The organism is Streptomyces sp. NPDC058335 (genome assembly GCF_042723915.1).
GTDB lineage: Bacteria > Actinomycetota > Actinomycetes > Streptomycetales > Streptomycetaceae > Streptomyces.
The window spans coordinates 433,254-458,635 of sequence record NZ_JBHXHX010000004.1; the positions used below are offsets into that span (position 1 = coordinate 433,254).

General features: G+C 71.7%; 24 protein-coding genes. 16 read left to right on the plus strand and 8 right to left on the minus strand.

Annotated elements, in window-relative coordinates; translation table 11 throughout:
- Positions 1–8 precede the first annotated feature (8 nt).
- The gene (locus tag ACFWJX_RS10070; RefSeq protein WP_383239570.1) at positions 9–530 is read right to left on the minus strand and encodes a MarR family winged helix-turn-helix transcriptional regulator; all 522 of its coding nucleotides are present in this window, start codon (positions 528–530) and stop codon (positions 9–11) included.
- A gap of 353 nt (positions 531–883) precedes the next feature.
- Here ACFWJX_RS10070 and ACFWJX_RS10075 point away from each other — a divergent pair, with 353 nt between their 5' ends.
- From ACFWJX_RS10075 to hemC, 8 genes are all read left to right on the plus strand, one after another.
- Positions 884–1,933 carry a zinc-binding dehydrogenase gene (locus ACFWJX_RS10075; protein ID WP_383239572.1) on the plus strand — a complete coding sequence of 350 codons (1,050 nt, stop codon included), beginning with the start codon at positions 884–886 and terminating at the stop codon, positions 1,931–1,933.
- An 86-nt stretch (positions 1,934–2,019) separates the two neighbouring features.
- Positions 2,020–3,171 (plus strand): histidine kinase, encoded by a 1,152-nt coding sequence (locus tag ACFWJX_RS10080; protein ID WP_383239575.1) that lies wholly within the window; start codon positions 2,020–2,022, stop codon positions 3,169–3,171.
- Positions 3,172–3,614: 443 nt separating this feature from the next.
- Positions 3,615–4,307, plus strand: coding sequence for a response regulator (locus tag ACFWJX_RS10085; RefSeq protein WP_383239577.1), 693 nt, complete (start codon positions 3,615–3,617; stop codon positions 4,305–4,307).
- Between the two features lie 98 nt (positions 4,308–4,405).
- The gene (gene ligD, locus ACFWJX_RS10090; protein WP_383239580.1) at positions 4,406–5,389 is read left to right on the plus strand and encodes a non-homologous end-joining DNA ligase; all 984 of its coding nucleotides are present in this window, start codon (positions 4,406–4,408) and stop codon (positions 5,387–5,389) included.
- Between the two features lie 142 nt (positions 5,390–5,531).
- On the plus strand, positions 5,532–6,308 hold the full coding sequence (locus ACFWJX_RS10095) for an NPP1 family protein (RefSeq protein ID WP_383239583.1): 777 nt from the start codon (positions 5,532–5,534) through the stop codon (positions 6,306–6,308).
- Positions 6,309–6,432: 124 nt separating this feature from the next.
- Positions 6,433–6,951, plus strand: a complete 519-nt coding sequence (locus tag ACFWJX_RS10100) for a hypothetical protein (RefSeq protein ID WP_383239585.1) — start codon at positions 6,433–6,435, stop codon at positions 6,949–6,951.
- Positions 6,948–7,415 carry a GNAT family N-acetyltransferase gene (locus tag ACFWJX_RS10105; protein ID WP_383239588.1) on the plus strand — a complete coding sequence of 156 codons (468 nt, stop codon included), beginning with the start codon at positions 6,948–6,950 and terminating at the stop codon, positions 7,413–7,415. The genes ACFWJX_RS10100 and ACFWJX_RS10105 overlap by 4 nt, the downstream gene beginning before the upstream one ends.
- A 27-nt stretch (positions 7,416–7,442) precedes the next feature.
- Positions 7,443–8,378, plus strand: coding sequence for a hydroxymethylbilane synthase (gene hemC / locus ACFWJX_RS10110; protein WP_383239591.1), 936 nt, complete (start codon positions 7,443–7,445; stop codon positions 8,376–8,378).
- 25 nt (positions 8,379–8,403) lie between these two features.
- On the opposite strand, the gene ACFWJX_RS10115 is transcribed toward hemC, so the two are convergent.
- The 4 genes from ACFWJX_RS10115 to ACFWJX_RS10130 form a co-directional block, all read right to left on the minus strand.
- Positions 8,404–8,928 (minus strand): hypothetical protein, encoded by a 525-nt coding sequence (locus ACFWJX_RS10115; protein WP_383239594.1) that lies wholly within the window; start codon positions 8,926–8,928, stop codon positions 8,404–8,406.
- 199 nt (positions 8,929–9,127) lie between these two features.
- Complete coding sequence (locus tag ACFWJX_RS10120; RefSeq protein ID WP_383239596.1) at positions 9,128–9,988, minus strand: ABC transporter permease; 861 nt, start codon at positions 9,986–9,988, stop codon at positions 9,128–9,130.
- Entirely contained in the window at positions 9,948–10,784 is an 837-nt protein-coding gene (locus ACFWJX_RS10125; RefSeq protein ID WP_383239599.1) for an ATP-binding cassette domain-containing protein, read from the minus strand. The genes ACFWJX_RS10120 and ACFWJX_RS10125 overlap by 41 nt, the downstream gene beginning before the upstream one ends.
- Positions 10,781–11,236 carry a MarR family winged helix-turn-helix transcriptional regulator gene (locus ACFWJX_RS10130; RefSeq protein WP_383239602.1) on the minus strand — a complete coding sequence of 152 codons (456 nt, stop codon included), beginning with the start codon at positions 11,234–11,236 and terminating at the stop codon, positions 10,781–10,783. Before ACFWJX_RS10130 ends, ACFWJX_RS10125 begins: the two co-directional genes overlap by 4 nt.
- 293 nt (positions 11,237–11,529) lie before the next feature.
- Here ACFWJX_RS10130 and ACFWJX_RS10135 point away from each other — a divergent pair, with 293 nt between their 5' ends.
- Complete coding sequence (locus ACFWJX_RS10135; RefSeq protein ID WP_383239605.1) at positions 11,530–12,321, plus strand: RNA polymerase sigma factor SigF; 792 nt, start codon at positions 11,530–11,532, stop codon at positions 12,319–12,321.
- A 34-nt stretch (positions 12,322–12,355) separates the two neighbouring features.
- On the opposite strand, the gene ACFWJX_RS10140 is transcribed toward ACFWJX_RS10135, so the two are convergent.
- Positions 12,356–12,691: an ANTAR domain-containing protein gene (locus tag ACFWJX_RS10140; RefSeq protein ID WP_383239608.1), complete on the minus strand. Its 336-nt coding sequence runs from the start codon at positions 12,689–12,691 to the stop codon at positions 12,356–12,358.
- Positions 12,692–12,798: 107 nt separating this feature from the next.
- Here ACFWJX_RS10140 and ACFWJX_RS10145 point away from each other — a divergent pair, with 107 nt between their 5' ends.
- Complete coding sequence (locus tag ACFWJX_RS10145; RefSeq protein ID WP_383239610.1) at positions 12,799–13,605, plus strand: VOC family protein; 807 nt, start codon at positions 12,799–12,801, stop codon at positions 13,603–13,605.
- Positions 13,606–13,612: 7 nt separating this feature from the next.
- Here the strand turns inward: ACFWJX_RS10145 and glgX are convergent, their stop codons facing one another.
- Both glgX and ACFWJX_RS10155 read right to left on the minus strand, forming a co-directional pair.
- Entirely contained in the window at positions 13,613–15,760 is a 2,148-nt protein-coding gene (gene glgX / locus ACFWJX_RS10150; protein WP_383239612.1) for a glycogen debranching protein GlgX, read from the minus strand.
- Positions 15,757–16,266 carry a pep a2 gene (locus ACFWJX_RS10155; RefSeq protein WP_383239615.1) on the minus strand — a complete coding sequence of 170 codons (510 nt, stop codon included), beginning with the start codon at positions 16,264–16,266 and terminating at the stop codon, positions 15,757–15,759. The genes glgX and ACFWJX_RS10155 overlap by 4 nt, the downstream gene beginning before the upstream one ends.
- A 292-nt stretch (positions 16,267–16,558) precedes the next feature.
- Here ACFWJX_RS10155 and ACFWJX_RS10160 point away from each other — a divergent pair, with 292 nt between their 5' ends.
- The 6 genes from ACFWJX_RS10160 (at position 16,559) to ACFWJX_RS10185 (ending at position 25,378) form a co-directional block, all read left to right on the plus strand.
- Positions 16,559–16,855, plus strand: coding sequence for a DUF5133 domain-containing protein (locus ACFWJX_RS10160; RefSeq protein WP_383239617.1), 297 nt, complete (start codon positions 16,559–16,561; stop codon positions 16,853–16,855).
- Positions 16,856–16,927: 72 nt separating this feature from the next.
- Positions 16,928–18,883: a maltotransferase domain-containing protein gene (locus ACFWJX_RS10165; RefSeq protein WP_383239620.1), complete on the plus strand. Its 1,956-nt coding sequence runs from the start codon at positions 16,928–16,930 to the stop codon at positions 18,881–18,883.
- 32 nt (positions 18,884–18,915) lie between these two features.
- Positions 18,916–20,634, plus strand: a complete 1,719-nt coding sequence (gene treS / locus ACFWJX_RS10170; protein ID WP_383239622.1) for a maltose alpha-D-glucosyltransferase — start codon at positions 18,916–18,918, stop codon at positions 20,632–20,634.
- Positions 20,635–20,662: 28 nt separating this feature from the next.
- Entirely contained in the window at positions 20,663–22,024 is a 1,362-nt protein-coding gene (locus ACFWJX_RS10175; RefSeq protein WP_383239625.1) for a maltokinase, read from the plus strand.
- A gap of 3 nt (positions 22,025–22,027) precedes the next feature.
- A complete protein-coding gene (gene glgB / locus ACFWJX_RS10180) occupies positions 22,028–24,232 on the plus strand; it encodes a 1,4-alpha-glucan branching enzyme (protein ID WP_383239627.1) in 2,205 nt (734 codons plus the stop codon).
- A 57-nt stretch (positions 24,233–24,289) separates the two neighbouring features.
- On the plus strand, positions 24,290–25,378 hold the full coding sequence (locus ACFWJX_RS10185; RefSeq protein WP_383239630.1) for a glutamate--cysteine ligase: 1,089 nt from the start codon (positions 24,290–24,292) through the stop codon (positions 25,376–25,378).
- Positions 25,379–25,382: the final 4 nt, after the last annotated feature.

Below are 25,382 nucleotides of genomic sequence, written 5' to 3' on the forward strand. Positions count from 1 at the left end.
CGGCGCGGTCAGGCGCCGCCCGTCCGTGCTCCGGTCGGCTGCTCGGTGTCCTCGTCGACGGCGTGGGTGAGGAAGTCGTCGACCATGCGGTGGAAGAGGGTGGAGAGCTGGCGCAGTTCCTCCGGGGACCACTCGGCCAGGGCCAGCTGCATGCCGCGGGCGCCCGCGTCACGGACCCGGTCGACCGCCTCGCGGCCGGCGTCGGTGAGCTGGATCCGCTGGGCCCGGCCGTCGTCGGGGTCGGGGACCCGGGTCACGTAGCCGGACTTCTGGAGCTGCTGCACCGTGCGGGTCACGTGCGAGGCCTCCACACCCAGGCGCTGGGCCAGCTCGCCCGGCCGCAGCGGCTCGGAGTCGGCGACCTGCCGCAGCAGGGCGACGGCGGCGCGGTCCAGGGGAACGCCGGCCAGCGCCATCAGCCGGTCGTGCTGACGGGCGCGCGTGCTCAGGTAGGTGATGCGAGTGAGCGCGCGCTCGATCTCGATCACTTCCGGAGAGGCGGGGGCGATGGGAAGCGGTTCGGTGGACATGGGACACACTTTACCATCTTGTTGCGTAACTCAAGTAAATTACTGCGCACGTTTACCGTCAAGTAAATCTGCCACGAACCGGCCGCCTTCGGCGGCACCCTCCGCCAAGCACTCACTTGCTTGACTCAAGTAACCGAGATATGTTTGCCTAACTCAAGCAATAACGGATGGACCTTGCGAGGGACGACCGCACCGACCGGGAGCCCTTTGAGCGGAGGCGGCTCCCCCCGCGCCGGAACCCGTGGGGACGGGGACCCGGCGCGACCCGCGGGCCCGGCCGCCGGCTCACTCCCCCGACCGGCACCGGGCCCGGCGGACACCTCACACCCGCAGTGCCAAGAGAAAGGCTCGCCATGAGCACCATGAAGTCCGTCCGGACCGGCGGCGTCGGCACGATCGACGTCGTGGACACCGAGCGCCCCGTGCCGGGCCCCAAGGACGTCCTGGTCCGCGTCCGCGCCTGCGGCATCTGCGGCACCGACGTCACCCTCCTGCACATGGGCGGCATGCCCGCCCGTGCGCACCTCGGCGGCGACATGGTCCCGGTACCCCTCGGCCACGAGCCGGCCGGCGAGATCGTCGAGGTGGGCGCCGAGGTCGACGGCCTCAAGGCGGGCGACCGCGTCGTCGTCAACCCGCAGGACGCGCCGACCGGCATCATCGGCTGCGGCGGCGTCCACGGCGGGATGAGCGAGTACCTGCTCATCGAGAACGCCGAGGTCGGCAGGAGCGTCGCCGTCTTCCCCGACACCGTGCCGTTCGCCGTCGCCTCGCTGAACGAGCCGATGGCCGTGGCCCGGCACTGCGTCAACCGTTCCGAGGCGAAGCCCGGCGACAAGGTCGTCGTCTTCGGTGCCGGGCCCATCGGCCTCGGTGCCGCGATCTGGCTGAAGCTGCGCGGCGTGGAGCACGTGGTCGTCGCCGACGTCATCCCCTCCCGGCTGGAGAAGGCACTGGCCGTCGGCGCGGACGCCGTCATCGACTCCGCCGGGGAGGACGTGGCCGCGCGGCTCACCGAACTGCACGGGCAGAGCGCCAACGCCCTCGGCCAGCCCCGTCCCGGCACCGACATCTTCATCGACGCCGCCGGTGTCCCGATCGTCTTCAACACCGTGGTCGACTCCGCCAAGTGGGGCGCGAAGCTGGTCATGGTGGCGGTGCAGAAGAAGGGCTCCGAGATCGACCTCGGCGGCATGCTCCGCAGCGAGCTGACCCTCATCGCCTCCCAGGGCTACCCCACCGAGATCTTCGAGGTCACCCCGGAGCTGGTCGAGCACCAGGAGCGCTTCGCCAAGCTGATCAGCCACCGCGTCCCGTTCGCCGAGGCCGAGCGGGCATTCCGGCTCGCCCTCACGCCCGGCGCCGCGGAGAAGGTCGTCGTGACACTGGGCGACGAGGACTGACCCCGCACCGCCGGCCGGGGCGGGCGGCACCCCGCCCATCCCACCCCGTTCCCCTCCCCCGCCCCTCACGAGAGGTACGGCACCCCATGCGTGCGACGCTGCGACAGGCTGCGCGGGCCACGGCTCACCTCGTCCTCGCGGCCGCCATGGCCTTCGGGGCGTACATCTACATCACCGTCCTGCTCATCACCGCCACCGGCGCGCTCGCCGTGGTCGGGATCTGGCTGGTGCCCGAGACCGTGCTGCTCACCCGCCGGATCGCCGGGGCCAAGCGGCGGCTGACCGACTCCTGGACGGGCCGGGACATCCCCGAGGCCTACCAGCCGATCACCGGCACCCTCCGCGAGCGGCTGCGCACCTCGGTCAAGGACCCCGGGACCCTCACCGACCTGCGCTGGCTGTTCGCGTACTTCGCCTACGGCTGGCTGACGGTGCTGGTGCTGCCGCTGTGGCCGGCCGCTCTGCTCGTCGACGGGCCCTGGGCCGGGTTGCTGCGCCGCGCCCCGGTCGTCCTGCCGCTGATCGTCAGGCTCGCCGATCTGGAGGCCCGCTGGTCGGCCGCCCTGCTGCGGCCCTCCCCCGAGGCCCTGCTGGCCGGCCGGGTCGAGCAGCTCACCGCGACCCGCGCCGACGCCGTCGCCGCGCACGGTGCCGAACTGCGCCGCATCGAACGGGACCTGCACGACGGCACGCAGGCCCACCTCGTCGCCCTGTCCATGCGGATCGGGCTGGCCCAGCGGGCGTACCGGGGCGACCCGGAGGCGGCGCGCAAGCTGCTCTCCGACGCGCAGGAGCAGGCCGAGGACGCACTGCTGGAGCTGCGGCACGTGGTGCGCGGCATCCATCCGCCGATCCTCACCGACCGGGGGCTCGTCGGAGCCGCCCGAGCCCTCGCCGCGAGCAGCGGGCTGCGGGTCGGCGTACGGGCCGAAGGTCTCGACGACGGGCCCCGGCCGCCCGCCGCGGTGGAGGCCGCCGCCTACTTCGTGGTCGCGGAGGCCCTCACCAACGCCGCCAAGTACAGCGGCTCGGACCAGGCCGAGGTGCACCTCGCCCGCACCCGCTCGGGGCTCGGCGTGCGGATACGCGACGAGGGCCGCGGGGGCGCCGACGAGAGCGCCGGAACGGGCCTCCTGGGCATGCGCCGCCGGGTCGCCGCGCTCGACGGGACCATGGGGGTGACCAGCCCCGCCGGCGGTCCGACGGTCGTCGAGGTGGACCTGCCCTGCGTGTGGTGACCCTGCCGGAGTCCCCCTCGCGACGGACGGGCGCGGCGGACCGTACTGCCAGGCGAGTACGGCGGATGTGCGGCAACCGCACGACGACACGGGGACGTGACGTCCGGGAGCCTGGAGCGGTACCCGCGTTCCGCCGAGGGAGAGGCCTCCGTTCCATGGCCGTATGCCGCCGCCCCCCCCCCCGGCCGGGGGGGCCGGACCGGACGCGACGGGCCGCCCCCACCACCCGTTCCGCCGTCCGTCACCATGGGACCAGCCCAGTCCCGGACCCTCGGCCATGCCGCCGGCCGGCCCGCGGCACGGGCCCGGCCGGAGACGCCCCTGCGCATCCCCTGGCAGCGCTGCGTGGGCGGCGCCCTCCGGGCCGGACACCCCACCGAGAGCGGCCTCCGGGTCACCGGCCGCCTCCCCCTCCCGCCCCGCGCACCCCGAGAACGGACGCCATGACCATCCGCGTACTGCTCGCCGACGACCAGGCCCTGCTGCGGGCCACCTTCCGGATCCTCATCGACTCCTGCGACGACATGGAGGTCGTCGCCGAGGCCACCGACGGCGCCGATGCGGTCGAGCTGACCCGCCGGCACCGGCCGGACGTCGTCCTGATGGACATCCGCATGCCCGGCACCGACGGTCTCACCGCCACCTCCGCCGTCTGCGCCGACCCGGGCCTGTCGGACACGCGCGTGCTGATCCTGACGACCTTCGAGATCGACGAGTACGTCGCCGCCGCGCTGCGTTCCGGTGCGAGCGGCTTCCTCGGCAAGGACGTCACCGCCGACGCCCTCCTCGACGGCATCCGCGTCGTGGCCGCGGGCGAGTCCCTTCTGTCACCGCTGGCCACCCGGGCCCTGATCACCCGGTTCCTCACCTCCCCCGCCGAGGGTGCCCGGCTGGCCGCACCCGACGACCTGTCCGGGCTCACCGCGCGCGAACGGGAGGTGATGGCCTGGGTGGCCGAGGGCCACTCCAACGGCGAGATCGCCGAGAAGCTGTTCGTGAGCCCGCTGACCGTGCGCACCCACGTCCACCGGGCCATGACCAAGCTGGGCGCCCGCGACCGCGCCCAACTGGTCGTCATCGCCTACCAGACGGGCCTCGTCCAGGCCCCGCCGCTGCCGCCCGGCGCCCCCTTCTGACCGCCGGGTGCGCGCGGCCGCACGGGCCGCTGCCTCCGATCAGGGGAACCCCACCGGCGGCGGGCGTGCCGTGGCGCGGGCCCGGCGACAAGTCACCCGTGACCCTGCCGCTGATCGCCCCCATGCTCGCCACCCCCGGCACCCTGCCGCCCCTGGCCCAGGACGCGCGCTGGGCGTACGAGACCAAGCAGGACGGGCAGCGGGCGGTGGTCTACGTTCCCGGTGACGGCTCCCTCGTGCTGCGCGCCCGCTCCGGCGAGGACATCACCGCGGCCTACCCCGAACTGCGCGCGCTGGGCGCCGCGCTCGGTGCCACCCCCGCCGTGCTCGACGGGGAGATCCTCGCCCTGGACCGGCAGGGCCGTGCCGACTTCCAGCTGCTCCAGTCCCGGATGGGCCTCGCCCAGGCGCCCGCGAAGGCGGCCCGGCTCGCCGCGACCGCCCCCGTCCACCTGGTGCTGTTCGACGTGCTGCACCTGGCGGACGAGTCCCTCCTGCGGGTTCCGTACGCCCGGCGCCGGTCCCGGCTGGAGGAACTCGCCCTGGAGGGGCCCACCTGGTCGACGCCGGGCGCGCTCGTCGGGCACGGCCGCGAGGCCCTGGAAGCGACCCGCGCCCACGGCCTGGAGGGGCTGGTCTGCAAACGGCTGGACTCGCCGTACGAGCCCGGCCTGCGGTCCCGGGCCTGGATCAAGATCCGCAACATGCGTACGGCGGACGTCCTCGTCGGCGGCTGGCTGCCCGGCAAGGGCCGGCTCACCGGTCTGCCGGGCGCGGTCCTGGTCGGCCAGCGCGCCGGGACCGGCCTGCGGTACGTCGGCAGCGTGGGCACCGGCTGGAGCGAGGCCGAGCGCACCGAACTGGCGGCGCTGCTGCGGGACGCCGCGACCGAGGTGTGCCCCTTCGACACCGTTCCGGCGGCGCCGGGCGCCCGCTGGGTCCGGCCCCACCTGGTCGGCGAGGTCCGCTACAGCACCCGGACCCGGGCGGGGATACTGCGCCAGCCGTCCTGGCTCCGGCTGCGCACCGACCTGACGCCCGAGGAGTCGGCGGCCGACCTCCCCGCCCCGCCCATCTCCTGACCCGGTATCAGAAACCGTTTATTGGGCTGCGCTTCACCACCGGGACGCCCGCGACCCCTTGGCGCGGAAGTGAAGATCGGGGAAGCTGAACCCCCCATTCCCCCACAGCCGTTCGGCTGCGCCCGGTCCTGAGGAGGACGCAGTGTCGTCACCCACGTTCAAGAAACACCGCAGGAGATGGCTCACCGGACTCGCCGGTGCCGCCGCGCTCGTCGTCGCCGTCCCCACGGTCGCGTACGCCGCTCCGCCCACCGCCCTTCCGGCCAACGCCGAAGCGGGCGAGCGCACTTATCTGCCGGCGTTCGACTACGACACGGACGGCTGCTACTCCACCCCCGCGATCGGCCCCGACGGGACGGTCAACGGCGGCCTCAACCCGACCGGCGCCCTCAACGGCAACTGCCGGGACGCCTCGGACCTGGACAACACCAACAGCTACTCGCGCTACAAGTGCAACAACGGCTGGTGCGCCTACCTGTACGGCCTGTACTTCGAGAAGGACCAGGCGATAGCGGGCAGCAGCATCGGCGGGCACCGCAACGACTGGGAGCACGTCGTGGTGTGGGTGCAGGACAACGCGGTGAAGTACGTCTCGACGTCCAACCACGGCTCCTTCACCGTCACCGCCGCCTCCGGCGTCCGCTTCGACGGCACGCACGCGAAGGTCGTCTACCACAAGGACGGCATCAGCACGCACTGCTTCCGGCTCGCCAACTCCAACGACGAGCCGCCGGAGAACCACAAGGGCACCTGGCAGTACCCGCCGCTGGTCGGCTGGAACGGCTACCCGGCGGGCGTGCGCGACAAGCTGAGCGCCTACAACTTCGGCAGCGCCAGCTTCGGCCTGAAGGACGCCAACTTCGGCAACCACCTCAACTCGGCGAAGCCGTCCGGCGTCACCTTCGACGCGTACGCGTGACCCGGTGACCGGGGTCGGTCCCGGGAAGTCGTACCCGAGCGCGACGCGGGTCCGGCCCCCGGGACCGACCCCAGGGCCGGTCCGCCCCTGGTGTGATCAGGCCCCGGCGTCCGATGATGACCGTATGGATCTTGCGAAGGAACTGCCGTCCGCCGTCGACACCGAGGGCCTGCTCGCCCTGGCCGAGGGCCACCACGACCGTGCGGCAAGGCCGTTGGGGACCCGGGAGGTGGCCGGCCACCTCGTGAAGGCGTACGCGCTGGAGGCGCCGGGCCGCACGGTCGCCGAGCAGGACGCGGAGGCGGCGCTGCGGATCACCGCGGGCCATCTCGCGCTCGGCCGGGAGCGGGGCTCGCTCGGCCTGTCGGTGCTGCTCGTGCACGCGGGCGGCGACGGCGACTACGTGCTGCTGCACACCTGGATCGAGGGCCACATGGCCGACCTCGCGATCTTCGTGGGCCCGGCGGGACGGCCCGAGGCGCTGCGCCCCGGCCGTGCGGGACTCGCGCCCTGTGTGTGGGAGGCGGTGCTGCTCGCGCACGAGCGGGACGCGTTCGCCCGGCACGTCCTGTCAGGGACCGGCCCGCTGCCCGCCCGTCTCACCGCGTGGAGCGCGGACACCTACGCCGGTGCCGCGCGATGAGCGACGCGCCCGTGGTGCGCCACGCCCGCCCCGACGACCTGCCCCGGGTGGCCGAACTGGCCCGCCTGCACGCCGAGTACGAGCGCGCCGCACCCCCGGCGGCCGACCTCGCCGCACGCCTCGACGCACTGCTGTTCGGCACCTCGGCCCTCCGGTTGCGCTGCCTGGTCGCCGAGGCGCCCGGCGGAGAGGTCGTCGGCTACGCGACCTGCGTGCCCGCGCTGTCCACCTGGGACGGCGTCGAATACCTGCACATGGACTGCCTGTTCCTCGTCCCCGGACAGCGCGGCCTGGGACTCGGCGCGCTCCTGATGGACGCGGTGACCGCCGAGGCCCGCACCCTCGGCCTCACCGAGATCCAGTGGCAGACACCCACCTGGAACGAGGGCGCCGTCCGCTTCTACGACCGTCTCGGCGCCCGCGCCCAGGAGAAGACGCGCTTCACTCTGACTGTGGAACAGTGACCCTCCCGAGGGTCTATCGTGTCCCGCATGTCCGTTCCGGAACTGATCCGCATCGTCTCCCGTGACTCGCCCATGGCCCTCGCCCAGGTGGAGCGCGTCCGCGCGGAGTTGGCCACCCTGCGTCCCGGTCTGCGCACCGAGGTCGTCCCCGTGAGGACGACCGGCGACAAGTGGATGGGGGACCTGTCCCAGGTCGAGGGGAAGGGCGCGTTCACCAAGGAGGTCGACGCGGCGCTGCTGGCCGGCCAGGCCGACCTGGCGGTGCACTGCGTCAAGGACGTCCCGGCGGACCGGCCCCTCCCGGCCGGCACCGTGTTCGCGGCGTTCCTGAAGCGCGACGACATCCGGGACGCCCTCGTCCACCCCGGCGGGCTGACCCTCGACGAACTCCCGGCGGGGACACGGATCGGCACCTCCTCGGTGCGCCGGGTCGCCCAACTGGCCGCGACCCACCCGCACCTGGAGTGCGTGCCGTTCCGCGGCAACGCCAACCGCCGGCTGGCGAAGCTCGCGGCGGGCGAGGCGGACGCGCTGCTGCTCGCGGTGTCGGGCCTGGAGCGCATCGGCCGGACCGACGTGATCAGTGAGGTCCTGTCGCCGGAGACGATGATGCCGCCGATCGGCGCGGGCATCCTCGCCCTCCAGTGCCGTGAGGGCGACAGCGAGCTGATCGACGTCGTCAGCGGGCTCGGTGACCCGGCCACCCATCGGGAGGCCACCGCCGAGCGGATGTTCCTGCACGTCCTGCAGGGTCACTGCAACAGCCCCATCGCCGGGTTCGCCCGGGTGGACCGCGGCGGCGAACTCTCCCTGCGCGCCTGCGTGTTCACTCCGGACGGCAAGACCCGGCTGAACGCCCACGAGTGGGCGGGCCGCCTCGACCCGGCCACGCTCGGCACCTCGGTGGCCGTCGCATTGCTGCGTCAGGGCGCCCGCGAGATCATCGACCGCATCCCGCACTGAGCGGGGCGGGGCGCCGGGCCACACGTCAGGCGGGGCCGGTGCCCTCTTCGGCCTGGTCGCGCAGGAACTTGCTCACCTGGCGGGCCAGGCTGTCGCGGACCGCGGCGGGGGCCCCGGCGGGTCCCTCGGGCAGGCCGACGCCGCCGACCCACATCCGCCGCCCGGCCCACTCCTCGTCGACACGCAGCTGGATCTGCACATCGACCTGGCCGAGCGCGGCCTCGGGTCCGGCGGCGTACAGGACGGCGGTGGCGCGGCGCAGCGGGTAGACGTCGAAGCCCTCGATGAACTGCGAGTTGCGCCAGTCGATGAAGGCGCTCTCGCCTTCGGACCCGATCCGCACGTCGATCTGCCCGTCCTCCAGGTGAACTTCGACGCTCTCCCCGCCACGGTTCTCGACGGTCACCCGGAGGGTGAAGTACGTCAGCCCCTCGGCGGCGTCGTCGCGTCCCCGGGGCGGCTCCGCCTGCTCCAGACGGTGGACGCGGACGCGCAGGCCGGCATGCTCGTCGTACTCGTGCCAGTCCCCGACCACGTTCGGCTCGTACACAGTCCACCTCTCGACTTCTACCGGCTGCTTCCTATCCGTGGGCTCAGCACGCTGTCAAATGAGCGGAATGCGCTGTGGCCAGGGGCTTCATCCCATTTGATCGGCGATCAAGCCGTGCGCAGGAGGAATCCCGATCCGGGCCGGGCGGGCGGCCCGGCGGGCGTGCCGCACATCACGTGGTCGGCAAGATCGGCGGACGTCAGCGGGCGAGCCGGCCGAGCAGTGCGGAGGCGGCCGTGATGCCGAGCCCGGCGGCCAGGACGAGCACCCCGCAGTCGAGCGCCAGGTGCGCGGGCGTACCGACGAGGAGTCCGCGCAGCGCGTCCACCTCGTAGCTGAGGGGGTTGGCCTTGCTGACCGCCTGGAGCCAGCCGGGCATGATCTCCACCGGGTAGAGGGCGTTCGAGGCGAAGAACAGCGGCATGGTGATCGCCTGCCCGAAGCCCATCAGGCGGTCGCGGCTGAGGACGATGCCCGCGATGGTCATCGACAGGCAGGCGAAGAAGGCCGATCCGAGGACGACGATCGCGGCGACGCCGAGCAGTTTCAGCGGGTTCCAGGCGAGGGCGACGCCGAGCACGGCGGCGATGACGATCACGACGACGGCCTGGATCACCGACTTCACCCCGGCCGCGAACGCCTTGCCGGTGATGAGGGCGGCGCGTGGAGTGGGCGTCACCAGCAGCTTGTTGAGGACGCCCGCGTCCCGCTCCCAGATGATGTGGATGCCGTAGAAGATGGCGATGAACATCGCGGACTGGGCGATGATGCCGGGCGCCAGATAGTCGATGTAGGGCACGCCGTCGGTGGGGATGGCCTTGAGGCGGGTGAAGGTCTGACCGAAGATCAGCAGCCACAGGGCGGGCTGGACCGCGCGGGTGTACAGCTCGGTGCGGTCGTGGCGCAGCTTCTGGAGTTCGACGGCGCACATCGCGGTGACGCGGGCCGGGACCAGCCGCCAGCCGGCGCGCGGCGCGGGCGGTCGCAGCAGCAGGTCGATGCCGGGAGCGCGGCCACGGTCAGCCGACGCGGTGGGCGGTGCGGCGGGTGCTTCGGACATCGCGGAAATCTCCTGACCGGTCGTCGAGGCCGCTGCCGGCGACGTCCCGGAAGACGTCCTCCAGGGTGGGCAGCGGGTCGGTGGCCGCCGCGCCCCGGCGTGCGCCGAGTCCCCGGCGCAGCTCCTCGGGGGTACCGAGGGCGCGGATACGGCCGTGGTGCATCAGGCCGACCCGGTCGCAGTACCGGTCGGCCTCGTCCATGGAGTGCGTGGTGACCAGGACGGTCATGCCGGTGGCCGCGCGCACGGCGGTGATGTGCTCCCAGACACTCGTCCGGGCGATCGGGTCGAGTCCGATCGTCGGCTCGTCGAGGATGAGCAGCCGGGGCGCGCTGACCAGCGCCTGGGCGACTTCCAGGCGGCGGATCATGCCGCCGGAGTAGGTGCCGGCGAGCCGGTCGGCGACGTCCCCGAGGTCGACGGCCCCGAGGGCCTGGGCGACGCGTTCGGCGCGTTCCCGGCGGGGGACGTCGAAGACGCGGGCGAAGAGGGAGACGTTCTCCCGGCCGGTGAGGCCGGCGTCGGCGGACAGTTGCTGCGGGACGTATCCGAGGAGCCTGCGGACGCCCATGCGGTCCTTCGCGGCGTCGTGGCCGAAGACGTGGACCGTGCCGGGCGGGACCGGCAGCAGGGTGGTGACGCAGCGGATCGCCGTGGTCTTGCCGGCGCCGTTCGGGCCGAGCAGGCCGAAGACCTCGCCCTCCCGGACGGTCAGGTCGAGCCCGTCGACGGCCTTGGTGTCGCCGAAGGCGTGGGCGAGGTCCGTGCAGGCGACGGCGTCGCCGGTGGTGGTCATGAGTCCTCGGCCTCCTCGTGCAGATGGACGGCGAGCGCGCGCAGGGCCGGGAGTGCGGCGCGCAGCGCCTCCCGGTCGGCGGGGTCGAGCCGTGCGAGGTGACGGCCGACGAGTTCCGCGCGCCGCCGCTTCCAGTCCCCCAGCCGGTCCTCGGCCGCCCCGGTCAGCAGCAGGCGGACGGCACGCCGGTCGGCGGGGTCGGTCTCGCGGACCAGGTAGCCGTCCTTGACCAGGTGGTTGACCAGCGTGGACACGGAGTTGCCCGCGAGGTGCAGCTCCTTGGCGGCGTCGGACACGCCGATGCCGGGGCGGGCCTCGACGAGGCGGAGCAGTTCGACCTCGGCGCCGCGCAGCCGGGGCACGGTCAGCCCGGCCCGCAGCCGCCGCCTGAGCAGCCGCTGGACGCCGACGAGCGCGTCGGCCAGATCCTCCGGGAACGTCTCCTGGTCCACAGGGCCGAGATTAGCTCTGTAACAGAGACATCTGCACCCAAGAGAGAGTCAAGTCGCCCCGGAGCGGAGCTGAGCAGGGGATAAAATGCCCCTAACAGCTTAAATAGGGCTTAAATAGGACTAACTGTTTCAGAAGGGTGCAGAGCGGGAATCTGCTCACAAGTGCTTCGGACAGGAGGCACCTCCGTGGGAACCCGCCGAACGGGCCGGCCCCGGGTACTCCGACAGGTCCGATCGCGCGCTTCCCACGGTGTCCGTCCATCCACCGCACCTGCCTGAGGGAGGCGCGCGCGATGCGTACCACCGTCAGAACGAAGCAACACCCCCACGACGACGCCCCGGACACCGCCGAGTCCTTCGCCCGGCTCGCCGAGCTGCCCGACAGCCCCGAGCGCCAGGCGCTCCGCGACGAACTGGTCCGGCTCTGGCTGCCCATGGCCGAACGCATCGCCGTCCGCTTCCGCGGGCGTGGCGAGTCCCTCGAAGACCTCTACCAGGTGGCGGCCCTCGGGCTGGTGAAGGCCGTCGACCACTACGATCCGGACCGCGGCCGCGCCTTCGAGGCGTACGCGGTGCCGACGATCACCGGCGAGATCAAGCGCCACTTCCGCGACCACATGTGGACGCTGCACGTCCCGCGCCGGGTCCAGGACCTGCGCAACCGGGTACGGCACGCCACGAAGGACCTCTCCCAGACCACGTCGGGGCGCGCCCCGACCCTCGCCGAGATCGCGGAGTACGCGCACCTGACCGAGGACGAGGTCCGCACCGGCATGGAGGCGCTCGAGTGCTTCTCGGCGCTGTCGCTGGAGGCCGAGATGCCCGGCACCGACGGCTACGCGCTGGAGGACGCGCTGGGCGACCCCGACCCCGGATACGACACCGTCGTCGACCGGGTGGCCGTCGCACCGTGCCTGCGGGCCCTGCCGGAACGCGAGCGGACCATCCTGTACCTGCGCTTCTTCGGCGGTATGACGCAGAGCAGCATCGCCGAGCAGCTCGGCATCTCGCAGATGCACGTCTCCCGGCTGCTGAGCAGCTGCTTCGAGCGGCTCCGCGAGGAGATCGGCGCCGGAACGCACTGACACGGGGGGGCGGCGGTCGTCACCCCGTCGGGCGTCACTCAAGCGGCGGCGCGCCGGGAATCTGCGGGGGGCTGTGGCGGTCCACCGCGTCCTCCAGCTCCGCGCGGATCTCCTCGGGGATCCGCCCGCTGCGGCCCCAGAAGAGGATCAGCTCCGCGACGTTGCGGAGTTTGATGTTCGTGTGCTGGGAGACCTCTCTCAGCACCGTCCATCCCTCGTCCGGCGTCATCCGTCCCAGGGCGACGACCACCCCGATCGCCTGGTCCACGACAGCGTGGGAGGCCACGGCGTCCTTGAGCTGACCGACCTCCTGCTGGAGTTCGACGATCCGGTCCGTTTCGTCGCGGGATTCGCGCGGTACTCGTGGCACCCCTCCATCGTGCCACCGGGTCGCTCGGCAGGCGCCGGGGCAGGGTCCGGCAGGACACTGGTGCCAGAGCCACCGGCCGCCGCCGATCGACCAGGAACGCGAGTGCCATGAACCATCACCGCTCTTACGCCGCCTCCGCCGCGAAGGAGGTCGTCTCCACGCACTCCGTGTTCGGGGCGCCCTGCTGGGTGAGCCTCACCAGCCGGGACATGGAGGCCACGCAGAGGTTCTACGGTGCCGTCCTCGGCTGGGAGTGGCGTCGGGGCAGCCTCGGCGACCACTTCCGTACGGCTCTGGTGAACGACGTCCCGGTGGCCGGCATCGCCGCCGTCGCCTCGGTGTGGCAGATGGCGGTGGCCTGGACGCCGTACTTCGCCGTGCCCAGCGCGGACGAGGCGGCCTCCCGCGCGCGAGAGCGCGGCGGCACGGTCGCCGTCGGACCGATCTCGCTGCCGCCCGGCCGGGCGGCGCTGCTGGCCGACCGCGACGGCGCGACCTTCGGCGTCTGGGAGGGCGCGCTGATCGGCAACTGGGAGGCCTGGCGGACGGCCGCTCCCGCCTTCATCCGGCTGCACACCCGCAACGCCTTCGACTCCGCCATCTTCTACGGCGAGATCCTCGACTGGGCGAGCGACCGGCCGGGCTGCTGCGAGGTGCACTACGAGGGCGGCGAGGTCGTGCTGCGCAGCCGGGGCGATGTGGTGGCCAGGATCGAGTCGGGCGCCCTGGAGGCGGCCCCCGATCCGACCATCCGGCCGCACTGGCAGGTCCACTTCGCGGTGCCGGACGTGGCGGCCTGCGCACGGGACGCCGAGCGGCACGGCGGCAGCGTGCTGGTCAAGGGCGCCGACGAGGCCGTACTGCGTGACCCCGACGGCGCCCAGTTCACGGTGACCTCGCGGCCCGCCCGCTGAGCCGCGCCTACTCGGAGCGCCGCGGCGGACGGGTGAGCACGATGAGGCTGCGGGCCTCCACCGTCACCTCGGCGCCCGCCTTGTACTCCGTCTCGTCCGGCCCGCCGTCCGGCTCCACCGTGTCGACGCGGACCGCCCAGCGCTCCCCGTACTCGGCGCCCGGCAACCGGAATACGACGGGCTCCCAGTAGCTGTTGAGCAGCAGCAGGAACGAGTCGTCGACGACGGGCCGGCCCCGCGGATCGGGTTCGGCGATGGCGTCGCCGTTGAGGAACACACCCACGCAGTGCGCGTCGGAGCGCTGCCAGTTGCGGTCGGTCATCTCGCGGGCGTCCGGCAGCAGCCACACCAGGTCGGGCAGCGGCTGACCGGCGTGGGTGACGGTCTCGCCGCGGAAGAAGCGGCGCCGCCGCAGCACGGGGTGGGCCGAGCGCAGCGCGATGAGCCGCCGGGTGAAGTCGACGAGGTCGCGCCGCCCCCGGGTCGGCCGCCAGTCGATCCAGGAGACCTCGTTGTCCTGGCAGTAGGCGTTGTTGTTGCCGCGCTGGGTGCGGCCGAGTTCGTCGCCGTGGCAGATCATCGGGATGCCCTGGGACAGCAGCAGGGTGGCGAGGAGGTTGCGCTGCTGGCGGGCGCGCAGTTCGAGCACGGCCGGGTCGTCGGTGTCGCCCTCTGCCCCGCAGTTCCAGGACCGGTTGCTGCTCTCGCCGTCCCGGTTGCCCTCGCCGTTGGCCTCGTTGTGCTTGTCGTTGTAGGAGACGAGGTCGCGCAGGGTGAACCCGTCGTGCGCGGTGACGAAGTTGACGCTGGCGCGGGGGCGGCGCCGACTGTGGGCGTACAGGTCGGAGGAGCCGGTCAGGCGGGAGGCGAACTCGCCGAGCGAGCCGGGTTCGGTCCGCCAGAAGTCCCGTACGGTGTCGCGGTAGCGGCCGTTCCACTCCGACCACAGGGGCGGGAAGTTGCCCACCTGGTAGCCGCCCTCGCCGACGTCCCACGGCTCGGCGATCAGCTTCACGCGGCTGATCACCGGGTCCTGCTGGATCAGGTCGAAGAACGCCGACAGCCGGGACACCTCGTGGAACTGGCGGGCCAGAGTGGCCGCGAGGTCGAAGCGGAAGCCGTCGACGTGCATCTCGGTCACCCAGTACCGCAGCGAGTCCATGATCAGCTGAAGGACGTAGGGGTGGCGCATCAGCAGGCTGTTGCCGGTGCCGGTGGTGTCGTAGTAATGCGACCAGTCCCCGTCGACCAGGCGGTAGTACGAGGAGTTGTCGATGCCCCGGAAGGAGAGGGTGGGGCCCTTCTCGTTGCCCTCGGCGGTGTGGTTGTAGACGACGTCGAGGATCACTTCGAGACCGGCCGCGTGCAGCTCCTTCACCATCGCCTTGAACTCGGTGACCTGCTGGCCGCGGGTGCCGTGGGCGGCGTAGGCGTTGTGCGGGGCGAAGAAGCCGATGGTGTTGTAGCCCCAGTAGTTGGACAGGCCCCGGTCCGTCAGGACGCCGTCCTGCACGAACTGGTGCACGGGCATCAGCTCGATCGCGGTCACGCCCAGCGAGGTGAGGTGCCCGGTCACCGCGGGGTGGGCGAGGCCGGCGTAGGTGCCGCGCAGCTCGGGCGGGACGTCGGGGTGGGTGCGGGTCATGCCCCGCACATGGGCCTCGTAGATCACCGTGTCGGCGTAGGAGCGCTGCGGCGGCCGGTCCTCGCCCCAGTCGAAGGCCGGGTCGGTGACCACGCCGAGCAGGGTGTGCCCGGCGCTGTCCGCGGGGTCGGGGCGTCCCCCGGCCCGCTCGAACAGCGAGGCGTGGTTGTCGATCTGCCCCTCGACGGCGCGCGCGTAGGGGTCGAGGAGCAGTTTGGCCGGGTTGCAGCGGTGGCCGGCGGCCGGGTCCCAGGGGCCGTGCACCCGGTAGCCGTAGCGCTGTCCGGGGCCGACGCCCGGCAGGTAGGCGTGCCAGACGAAGCCGTCGACCTCGGTCAGGGGCACGCTGCGGCTGCCGCCGTCGTCGTCGAAGAGGATGAGGTCGACGCGGTGCGCGACCTCGCTGAACAGGGCGAAGTTGGTGCCGTTCCCGTCGAAGTCGGCGCCCAACGGGTAGGGGCGCCCGCTCCAGGCGGGCACCCCTGCGTTCCGGTACGTCCGGGAGGTCACCGGGCGCCCTCCAGGACGCCGTGTGTCTGTTCCGCGGCGGCCAGGGCCGCGACGGGCAGTTCGCGCGGCACCTGGAGCATCTCGCTCAGGTCGCCCTCCGGGAGGGTCGGCACGAGCGGGACGCGCTCGCCGGCGCGGGCCCGCTGCGAGAACCAGATGACCTTGCTGCCGGTGTCGGTGGCGCAGCAGCCCCATCCGTCGCTCATGGCGGCGATGCGCTCCAGACAGCTGCGCAGGTCCTGGTCCGGGCGCAGGTCCCGGTCGTCGCCGCCGACTGCCGTGATCAGGTGCTGGCCGTTCCACCACAGCTCGATCGAGGTGTGCTTGTCCGTGGCGTGCTCGTCGATGGCCCTGAGCAGCATCTCGGTTCCGCCGCACACGGGTTCGACGAGTGTTTCGAGGTCCCAGAACTTCAGGTGTGCGGCCAGGATGCGCCTGACCTGTCCGACCCGGTCCGGGCTCACGTCCACGTCGATGTGGTAGTAGCAGGGCACTGCGGTCTTCATCTCGTTCGTCTCCTCACCGGCGAGGCTCCGCTCCTTCTCGGCCCGACGGGCCGAGCCCCGAACACGAAGCGTGAGCGTTGATCGCTCCTGAGTCACAACCACAGTGAGGCTGCTACGCCATTCGTGCAACACGAGGGCACCACAATCAAGATCCAACAGGACGTTGGGTTGTCGGCCGTGCACCATAAGTGAAGGCCTCGGGAGGTTTGACGGTTTCGCACCTCTGCTTACAGGGCCGACCCGCTCGCCGCGGGGCGACGTACCTCTCGACTCCCGGAAGGTGAACAGCGCCATGCTGCTACCAGCGAAGACCGAAGTCGCCAGACGTCTGCGCAGTTACCGGGCCTGGGAACGCGTCATGCTCGCGCGTCCGGGCGACCGCGCGGTGCGGGCCACCTTCGAGGACTGCGGCTACACCCTGTGCGTGCTGATGGGCAAGCGCTGCGCGCGGGAGGCCGCGGACGCCGCCGAGCAGTACCTGCGCGCGGGCGCGGACACCCGTCTGCTGCGCGGCGGGGCGACCCGGAAGAGCCGCGTCGCGCGACTGGCGGCGACCCGGCCGACGCTGCGCATGGCCGCGGAGCGGTAGCGCCCCGGCCGCTTCGGCCGGGGCATCCAACAGCGGGCGACAGAAACCTTTTTCGGTAAGCGGAGGTGCAGCGTGAGGTCCACCAGAGCGATCGGCCGAATCCCGGTGCGGGACGTCCATCCGCGCGTGGAGTGCGGCCGGCGGCCGGCCAAGTCCGTGAGCGGTGAGACGTTCGAGATCACCGCGACGGTGTTTCGCGAGGGCCATGACGCCATCGGCGCGAACGTGGTCCTCAAGAGCCCGGACGGCCGCCGTGGACCTTGGACGCCGATGCGGGAACTCGCGCCGGGCACCGACCGCTGGGGTGCCGAGGTGACGCTCGACGAGGTGGGCCGCTGGACGTACACCGTGGAGGCCTGGAGCGATCCGGTCACCACCTGGCGCCGGCACGCGGAGATCAAGATCCCCGCGGACATCGACACGGGTCTGGTCCTGGAGGAGGGCGGGCACCTGTACGAGCGGGCGGCGGCCCGTGTGCCGCGCGGTCCGGCGCGGGCCGTGGTGCGGGAGGCGGCGCGGCGGCTGCTCGACGACGCGCTGCCGGTGGCCGAGCGGTATGCGGCGGCACTGGCGCCCGAGGTGGACGAGGTCCTGACCCGCCATCCCTTCCGGGAGTTCGTCTCCGCCAGTGCCGCCATGCCGCTCCTGGTGGAGCGGGAGCGGGCGCTGTACGGCTCCTGGTACGAGTTCTTCCCCCGCTCGGAGGGGACACCGGAGCGTCCGCACGGCACGTTCCGCACGGCCGCCCGCCGGCTGCCGGCCATCGCCGCGATGGGCTTCGACGTCGTCTACCTCCCCCCGATCCATCCGATCGGTACGACCTTCCGCAAGGGCCGCAACAACAGCCTCACCCCGGACCGGGACGATGTCGGTGTGCCGTGGGCGATCGGCTCGCCGGAGGGCGGTCACGACGCCGTGCACCCGGAGTTGGGAACCCTGGAGGACTTCGGCTGGTTCGTCGAGCGGGCCCGGGAGGAGGGCCTGGAGGTCGCGCTCGACTTCGCGCTCCAGTGCTCGCCCGACCACCCCTGGGTGCACAAGCATCCCGAGTGGTTCCATCACCGGCCGGACGGGACGATCGCGTACGCCGAGAACCCGCCGAAGAAGTACCAGGACATCTACCCCATCGCCTTCGACGCCGACATGAACGGCATCGTCAAGGAGACGGTCCGGGTGCTGCGGCACTGGATGTCGTACGGCGTGCGGATCTTCCGGGTGGACAACCCGCACACCAAGCCGGTCGTGTTCTGGGAGCGGGTCATCGGGGAGATCAACCGGACCGACCCGGACGTGATCTTCCTGGCCGAGGCGTTCACCCGGCCCGCGATGATGCACACCCTCGGCCAGATCGGTTTCCAGCAGTCGTACACGTACTTCACCTGGCGCAACACCAAGGAGGAGCTGACCGAGTACCTGACGGAGCTGTCCGGTGAGGCGGCCTCCTACATGCGGCCGAACTTCTTCCCCAACACCCCCGACATCCTGCACGCCTACCTCCAGCACGGCGGACGCCCCGCCTTCGAGGCACGGGCCGTGCTCGCCGCGACCCTCTCCCCCAGCTGGGGCATCTACAGCGGCTACGAGCTGTGCGAGAACACCCCGGTGAAGGAAGGCAGCGAGGAGTACCTCGACTCGGAGAAGTACCAGCTCAGGCCGCGGGACTGGGAGGCCGCCGAACGCGAGGGCCGCACCATCGCCCCGCTCGTCACCCGGCTCAACGAGATCCGGCGGGCCCATCCCGCCCTGCACCGGCTCAGGAACCTCCGCTTCCACGGCACGGACAACGACTCCGTCATCGCCTACAGCAAGCGCGCGGGTGAGGACACGGTGCTCGTCGTGGTCAACCTCGACCCGCACCACGCCCAGGAGGCCACCGTCTTCCTGCACATGCCGCATCTCGGCCGGAACCAGGGCGCGGCCCTGACCGTGCACGACGAACTGACAGGCAGGACCTACGCCTGGAGCAGCGACAACTACGTGCGCCTGGAGCCCGGCCGGACGCCGGCCCACGTGTTCCACGTCCGGTGACCCACAGCGCAGATCGGAGACTCCAGAGCGTCATGACCGTCAACTCCCCCGTCCCGGACACCTTCGAGGACACGCCGGCCAAGGACCGCGATCCCGACTGGTTCAAACGAGCCGTCTTCTACGAGGTCCTCGTCCGCTCCTTCCAGGACAGCAACGGCGACGGCGTAGGCGACCTCAAGGGCCTCACCGCCAAACTCGACTACCTCCAGTGGCTGGGCGTCGACTGCCTGTGGCTGCCGCCCTTCTTCAAGTCACCGCTCAAGGACGGCGGCTACGACGTCTCCGACTACACCGCCGTACTGCCCGAGTTCGGCGACCTCGCCGACTTCGTGGAGTTCGCCGACGCCGCCCACCAGCGCGGCATGCGCGTCATCATCGACTTCGTCATGAACCACACCAGCGACCAGCACCCGTGGTTCCAGGAATCCCGGACTGATCCCGACGGGCCGTACGGCGACTACTACATGTGGGCCGACGACGACAAACAGTACGCCGACGCCCGGATCATCTTCGTCGACACCGAGGTCTCCAACTGGACCTACGACCCGGTGCGCAAGCAGTACTTCTTCCACCGCTTCTTCTCCCACCAGCCCGACCTCAACTACGAGAACCCGGCCGTCCAGGAAGAGATCCTGGCCGCCCTCCGCTTCTGGCTCGACCTCGGCATCGACGGCTTCCGTCTCGACGCGGTGCCCTACCTCTACGCCAAGGAAGGGACGAACTGCGAAAACCTTCCGGCGTCCCACGCCTTCCTCAAGCGGGTCCGGAAAGAGATCGACGCGATGTACCCGGACACCGTGCTCCTCGCGGAGGCCAACCAGTGGCCCGAGGACGTCGTCGACTACTTCGGCGACTACGCCTCCGGCGGCGACGAATGCCACATGGCCTTCCACTTCCCCGTCATGCCCCGCATCTTCATGGCCGTCCGGCGGGAATCCCGCTACCCGGTGTCGGAGATCCTCGCCAAGACGCCCGCCATCCCGACGAACTGCCAGTGGGGCATCTTCCTGCGCAACCACGACGAGCTGACCCTCGAGATGGTCACCGACGAAGAGCGCGACTACATGTACGCGGAGTACGCCAAGGACCCGCGCATGCGCGCCAACATCGGCATCCGCCGCCGGCTCGCACCCCTCCTGGACAACGACCGCAACCAGATCGAACTCTTCACCGCGCTGCTGCTGTCGCTGCCCGGCTCGCCGATCCTGTACTACGGCGACGAGATCGGCATGGGCGACAACATCTGGCTCGGCGACCGCGACGCGGTGCGCACCCCCATGCAGTGGACACCGGACCGCAACGCGGGCTTCTCCTCCTCCGATCCGGGACGCCTGTACCTCCCCACGATCATGGACCCCGTCTACGGCTACCAGGTCACCAACGTCGAGGCGTCCATGGCGTCGCCCTCCTCGCTGCTGCACTGGACCCGCCGCATGATCGAGATCCGCAAGCAGAACCCCGCCTTCGGCCTCGGCACCTACACCGAACTGTCCTCCTCCAACCCGGCCGTCCTCGCCTTCCTGCGCGAGTACGAGGACGACCTGGTCCTGTGCGTCCACAACTTCTCCCGCTTCGCCCAGCCCACCGAGCTGGACCTGCGTCGCTTCGACGGCCGCCACCCCGTCGAACTGTTCGGCGGGGTCCGCTTCCCCGCGATCGGTGAACTGCCTTACCTGCTCACCCTCGCGGGACACGGTTTCTACTGGTTCCGGCTCGCCCGAGCCGCATCCCGCGTCGGCCGGCGCCTGTGAGCGTGCGCCGAGGGAAGGACGCGTCACCATGCAGAAGACCGCACCTCTGAGCCCGGGCAGTGTCGTCGGCGTCCGCTCCACCGGGACGCTCGGGGCACTGCTGCGCGAGTGGCTGCCCCGGCAGCGCTGGTTCGCGGGCAAGGACCGGCCCCTCAACGACCTGCGTCTGCTGTCCATGACGGAGCTGTATCCGGGCTGTCTGCATCTGCTGGTACAGACCGGCCAGTCGGGCGTGCCGTCCCCGGGCGGCACTCCCCCGCCCGGCGACTGCTACCAGCTGCTCCTCGGCATCCAGGAGCATCTGTCGCCCCGGCTGGGCCGGGCCCTGATCGGCAGGGTCGAGGAAGGGCCGCTGGCCGGACTCACCGTGCACGACGCGTTGCAGGACCCACGGTCGGCGCATCTGCTGCTGGAGCGCATGCGGCATCCGGGACCGCTCGGCCCGCTGTCCTTCGAGTCCGACCCGTCGGTCCACGTACCGTCCGGGCTGGCTCCCCGGCTGCTGGAGGCCGAGCAGTCGAACACGTCGCTGGTCTACGGGGACGCGTTCATCCTGAAGGTGTTCCGGCGCATCCAGCCCGGGGTGAACCCGGACCTGGAGGTGCCGGTCGCGCTGGCGGGGCAGGGGTGCGGCCGGGTGCCGGCCCCGGTGGCCTGGTACCGCACGACCCATCCGCAGGAGGCGACACTCGGTGTCCTCCAGCCGTTCCTTCCCGACGCCTCCGACGGCTGGACGCTGGCGCTGGACGCCCTGGCCCGCGGGGAGGACTTCACCCCGCAGGCCCACGCACTCGGCGGGGCCACCGCGGAGGTGCACCTCGCGCTGGCCGCGGCCTTCCCGGCCGGACCGCTCGGCGACAACGCCCGGACGGCGGCCGGGATGACCGAGCGGCTGGAGGCCGCCGCCCACCACGTACCGGCGCTGCGCCCGTACGTCCCCGGGCTCACCACCGCCTTCGGCGCGCTCGCCGCCTGCGATCCGGGCCCGCCGGCCCAGCGCATCCACGGCGATCTGCACCTGGGGCAGGTACTGCACGCCGGACGCGAGTGGTTCGTCATCGACTTCGAGGGCGAACCGTCCCGGCCGCTGGCCGAGCGGCGCAGCGCGCAGTCCCCGGTCCGCGACATCGCGGGCATGCTGCGCTCGTTCGACTACGCCGCCCGGCAGCGCCGTCCCTGGCGTCCCGAGTGGGCCCGCCGCTGCCGGGAGGCGTTCTGCGCGGGCTACGCGGACCGGGCCGGCTGGGACCCCCGCAAGAAGCACGCCCTGCTGCGTGCCTACGAAACCGACCGTGCCGTGTACGAGGTGCTGTACGAGGCGCGGCACCGTCCCGACTGGCTACCCGTACCCATGGCGGCGATCGAACGACTCGCCGTCCGAGGAGGCTGACCGATGGCTCTGCGTAACACTTCTCGGCCCGAGTCGGCCGGCCCGCGCCCGCCGGTGGCGCCCGCGCTCGACCCCGCCGACCGGGGCCGCCTGCTGGCGGGCGCGCACCACGACCCGCACGCCCTGCTGGGCGCGCACCCGGTGCCCGGCGGCGTCCTGTTCCGGGCGCTGCGCCCCTTCGCGCGCTCGGTCGCCGTCCTGGTGGACGGCCGGCGCACCCCGCTGGTGTCGGAGGGCGACGGTCTCTTCGCCGCGGTCCTGCCGCTGGCCGAGGTCCCGTCGTACACGCTGCTGGTGGCGTACGAGGGCGACGAGTCCGAGGTGCACGATCCCTACCGTTTCCTGCCGGCGCTGGGCGATCTCGATCTGCACCTCATCCGGGAGGGCCGGCACGAGCAGTTGTGGAAGGCGCTCGGTGCCGAGCCGATGACCCACCAGGGCGTGGCCGGCACCAGGTTCACGGTGTGGGCGCCGAACGCCCAGGGGGTGCGGGTCGCCGCGGACTTCACGTACTGGGACGGCACCGCGTTCCCGATGCGCTCCCTCGGCTCGTCCGGGGTGTGGGAGCTGTTCCTGCCCGGGGTCGGCGAGGGCACCCGGTACAAGTTCGAGATCACCTCGCGCCACGGGCACCGCTTCCTCAAGGCCGACCCGATGGCCCGGTGTGCGGAGGTCCCGCCGGACACCGCGTCGATCGTGCACGCCTCGCACCACGAGTGGGACGACGCCGAGTGGATGGCGCACCGGGGGGACGTGCCGGTGCATGTGGCGCCGTTCTCGGTGTACGAGGTGCATCTGCCCTCCTGGCGACCGGGACTGACGTTTCGTCAGCTGGCCGATGAGCTGCCGGCGTACGTCAACGACCTCGGGTTCACGCATGTGGAGTTCATGCCGGTCGCCCAGCACCCGTTCTCCGGTTCCTGGGGTTACCAGATCACCGGCTTCTACGCCCCGGCCGCGCGGCTCGGCACGCCCGACGACTTCAAGTACCTCGTCGACGCGCTGCACCGGGCGGGCATCGGCGTCATCGTGGACTGGGTGCCGGCGCACTTCCCCAAGGACGACTGGGCGCTGGCCCGATTCGACGGGGACCCGCTGTACGAGCCCGGGAACGCCCAGCGGGCCGAGCACCCGGACTGGGGGACGTTCGAGTTCGACTTCGGGCGCACCGAGGTGCGCAACTTCCTCGTCGCCAACGCCGTGTACTGGTGCGAGGAGTTCCACATCGACGGGCTCCGGGTGGACGCCGTCGCCTCCATGCTCTACCTCGACTACTCGCGGGACTCCGGACAGTGGACGCCGAACGTGTTCGGCGGCCGGGAGGACCTGGACGCGAAGGCGTTCCTCCAGGAGATGAACGCGACGGTCTACCGCCGCAACCCGGGCGTCGTGACCATCGCGGAGGAGTCCACCGCCTGGGAGGGGGTGACCCGGCCGACCGAGAGCGGCGGCCTGGGGTTCGGGCTGAAGTGGAACATGGGCTGGATGCACGACTCGCTGGAGTACATCGCCAAGGAGCCGGTGCACCGCAAGTACCACCACCACGAGATGACCTTCTCCATGGTGTACGCCTACAGCGAGAACTACGTCCTGCCCATCTCGCACGACGAGGTCGTGCACGGCAAGCAGGCCCTGGTGTCGAAGATGCCCGGCGACTGGTGGCAGCGGCGGGCCAACCATCGCGCCTACCTCGCCTTCATGTGGGCCCACCCGGGCAAGCAACTCCTCTTCATGGGGCAGGAGTTCGCCCAGGGCGCGGAGTGGTCCGAGGCGCACGGCCCGGAGTGGTGGCTGCTCGACGAGGGGTACGCCTCCGAGGCCGACCACCGCGGCGTACGGGACCTGGTCCGCGACCTCAACTCGCGCTACCGTGCGACCCCGGCGCTGTGGCAGCGGGACACCGACCCGGGCGGCTTCCGCTGGGTGCTCTGCGACGCGGCCGAGGACAACGTCTTCGCGTTCCTGCGCTACGACGCCGAGGGCGTCCCCCTGCTCGCGGTCAGCAACTTCTCCCCCGTCGTCCGGCACGACTACCGGATGGCCGTACCGGACGACATCCCCGTCTGGTACGAGACCCTCAACACCGACGACATGCGGTACGGCGGCAGCGATGTGCGTCTGCTCGACGGGATCAAGCCGGAGAACGGGGAGATCACGCTCACCCTGCCGCCTCTCGCGACGATGTGGCTGACGCCCACGTCGGTGTGAACCGGTCCCGACGGGGCAGTCGGGTGCGTACCACCTGCCAGAGAAGGGCTGCATCACGTGCGCACCGTCGGAGTGGAGGAGGAACTCCTCCTGGTCGACCCGGAGACCGGAGAACCGCAGGCGCGCTCCGCCGCCGTTCTCGCCCGCGCCGCACGGGACGGGGCGGATGAGCAGGTCTTCGAGAAGGAACTGCACAACCAGATGCTGGAGTTCGCCACCCATCCGCAGTCGGGCATGGACGAACTCGCCGAGGAGATCGTCCGCATACGCGGGGAGGCGGCACGGCACGCCGGGGAGATCGGGTGCACGGTGGCGGCGCTGGCGACGTCGCCGCTGCCGGTGCGCCCCTCCGTCGGCATGAACCGGCGCTACCAGTGGATGGCGGAGCAGTACGGCATCGCCACCCGTGAGCAGCTCGTCTGCGGCTGCCATGTCCATGTGTCGGTGGAGTCGGACGAGGAGGGCGTCGCCGTCGTCGACCGGATCCGGCCGTGGCTGTCGGTGCTGGCGGCGCTGAGTGCCAACTCGCCGTTCTGGCAGGGCAAGGAGACGGGCTACAGCAGTTATCGCAGCCGGGTGTGGCAGCGCTGGCCGTCGGCCGGTCCGACCGAGCTGTTCGGTTCGGCGGAGCGCTACCACCGGCGGGTGGCGGACATGGTGGCCACCGGCACGATCCTCGACGAGGCGATGGTCTACTTCGACGCGCGGCTGTCGGCGCGCTATCCGACGGTGGAGATCCGGGTCGCGGACGTCTGTCTGCACGCGGACACGGCCGTGCTGGTGGCCACGCTGGTGCGCGGGCTCGTGGAGACGGCGGCCCGCGAGTGGAAGGCCGGCGAGGAGCCGGTGGACCACAGTGTGAGTCTGCTACGGCTGGCCGACTGGCGGGCGGCCAAGTCGGGGCTGACCGCCGATCTGCTGCACCCGGCGACCATGCGGCACGCGCCCGCCGAGACGGTGGTGCGGGCCCTGCTCGATCATGTGGCGGAGGCGCTGGCCGACAGCGGGGACCTGGAGCGGGTCCGGGCGGCCTGCTCCGGTCTGCTGCGGCACGGCAACGGTGCCATGGTGCAGCGGGAGACGTGGGAGCGCACGGGGAGCCTGCGCGAGGTCGTCACCGCGTGCGTGCGGCACACGCAGAGCTGACCGG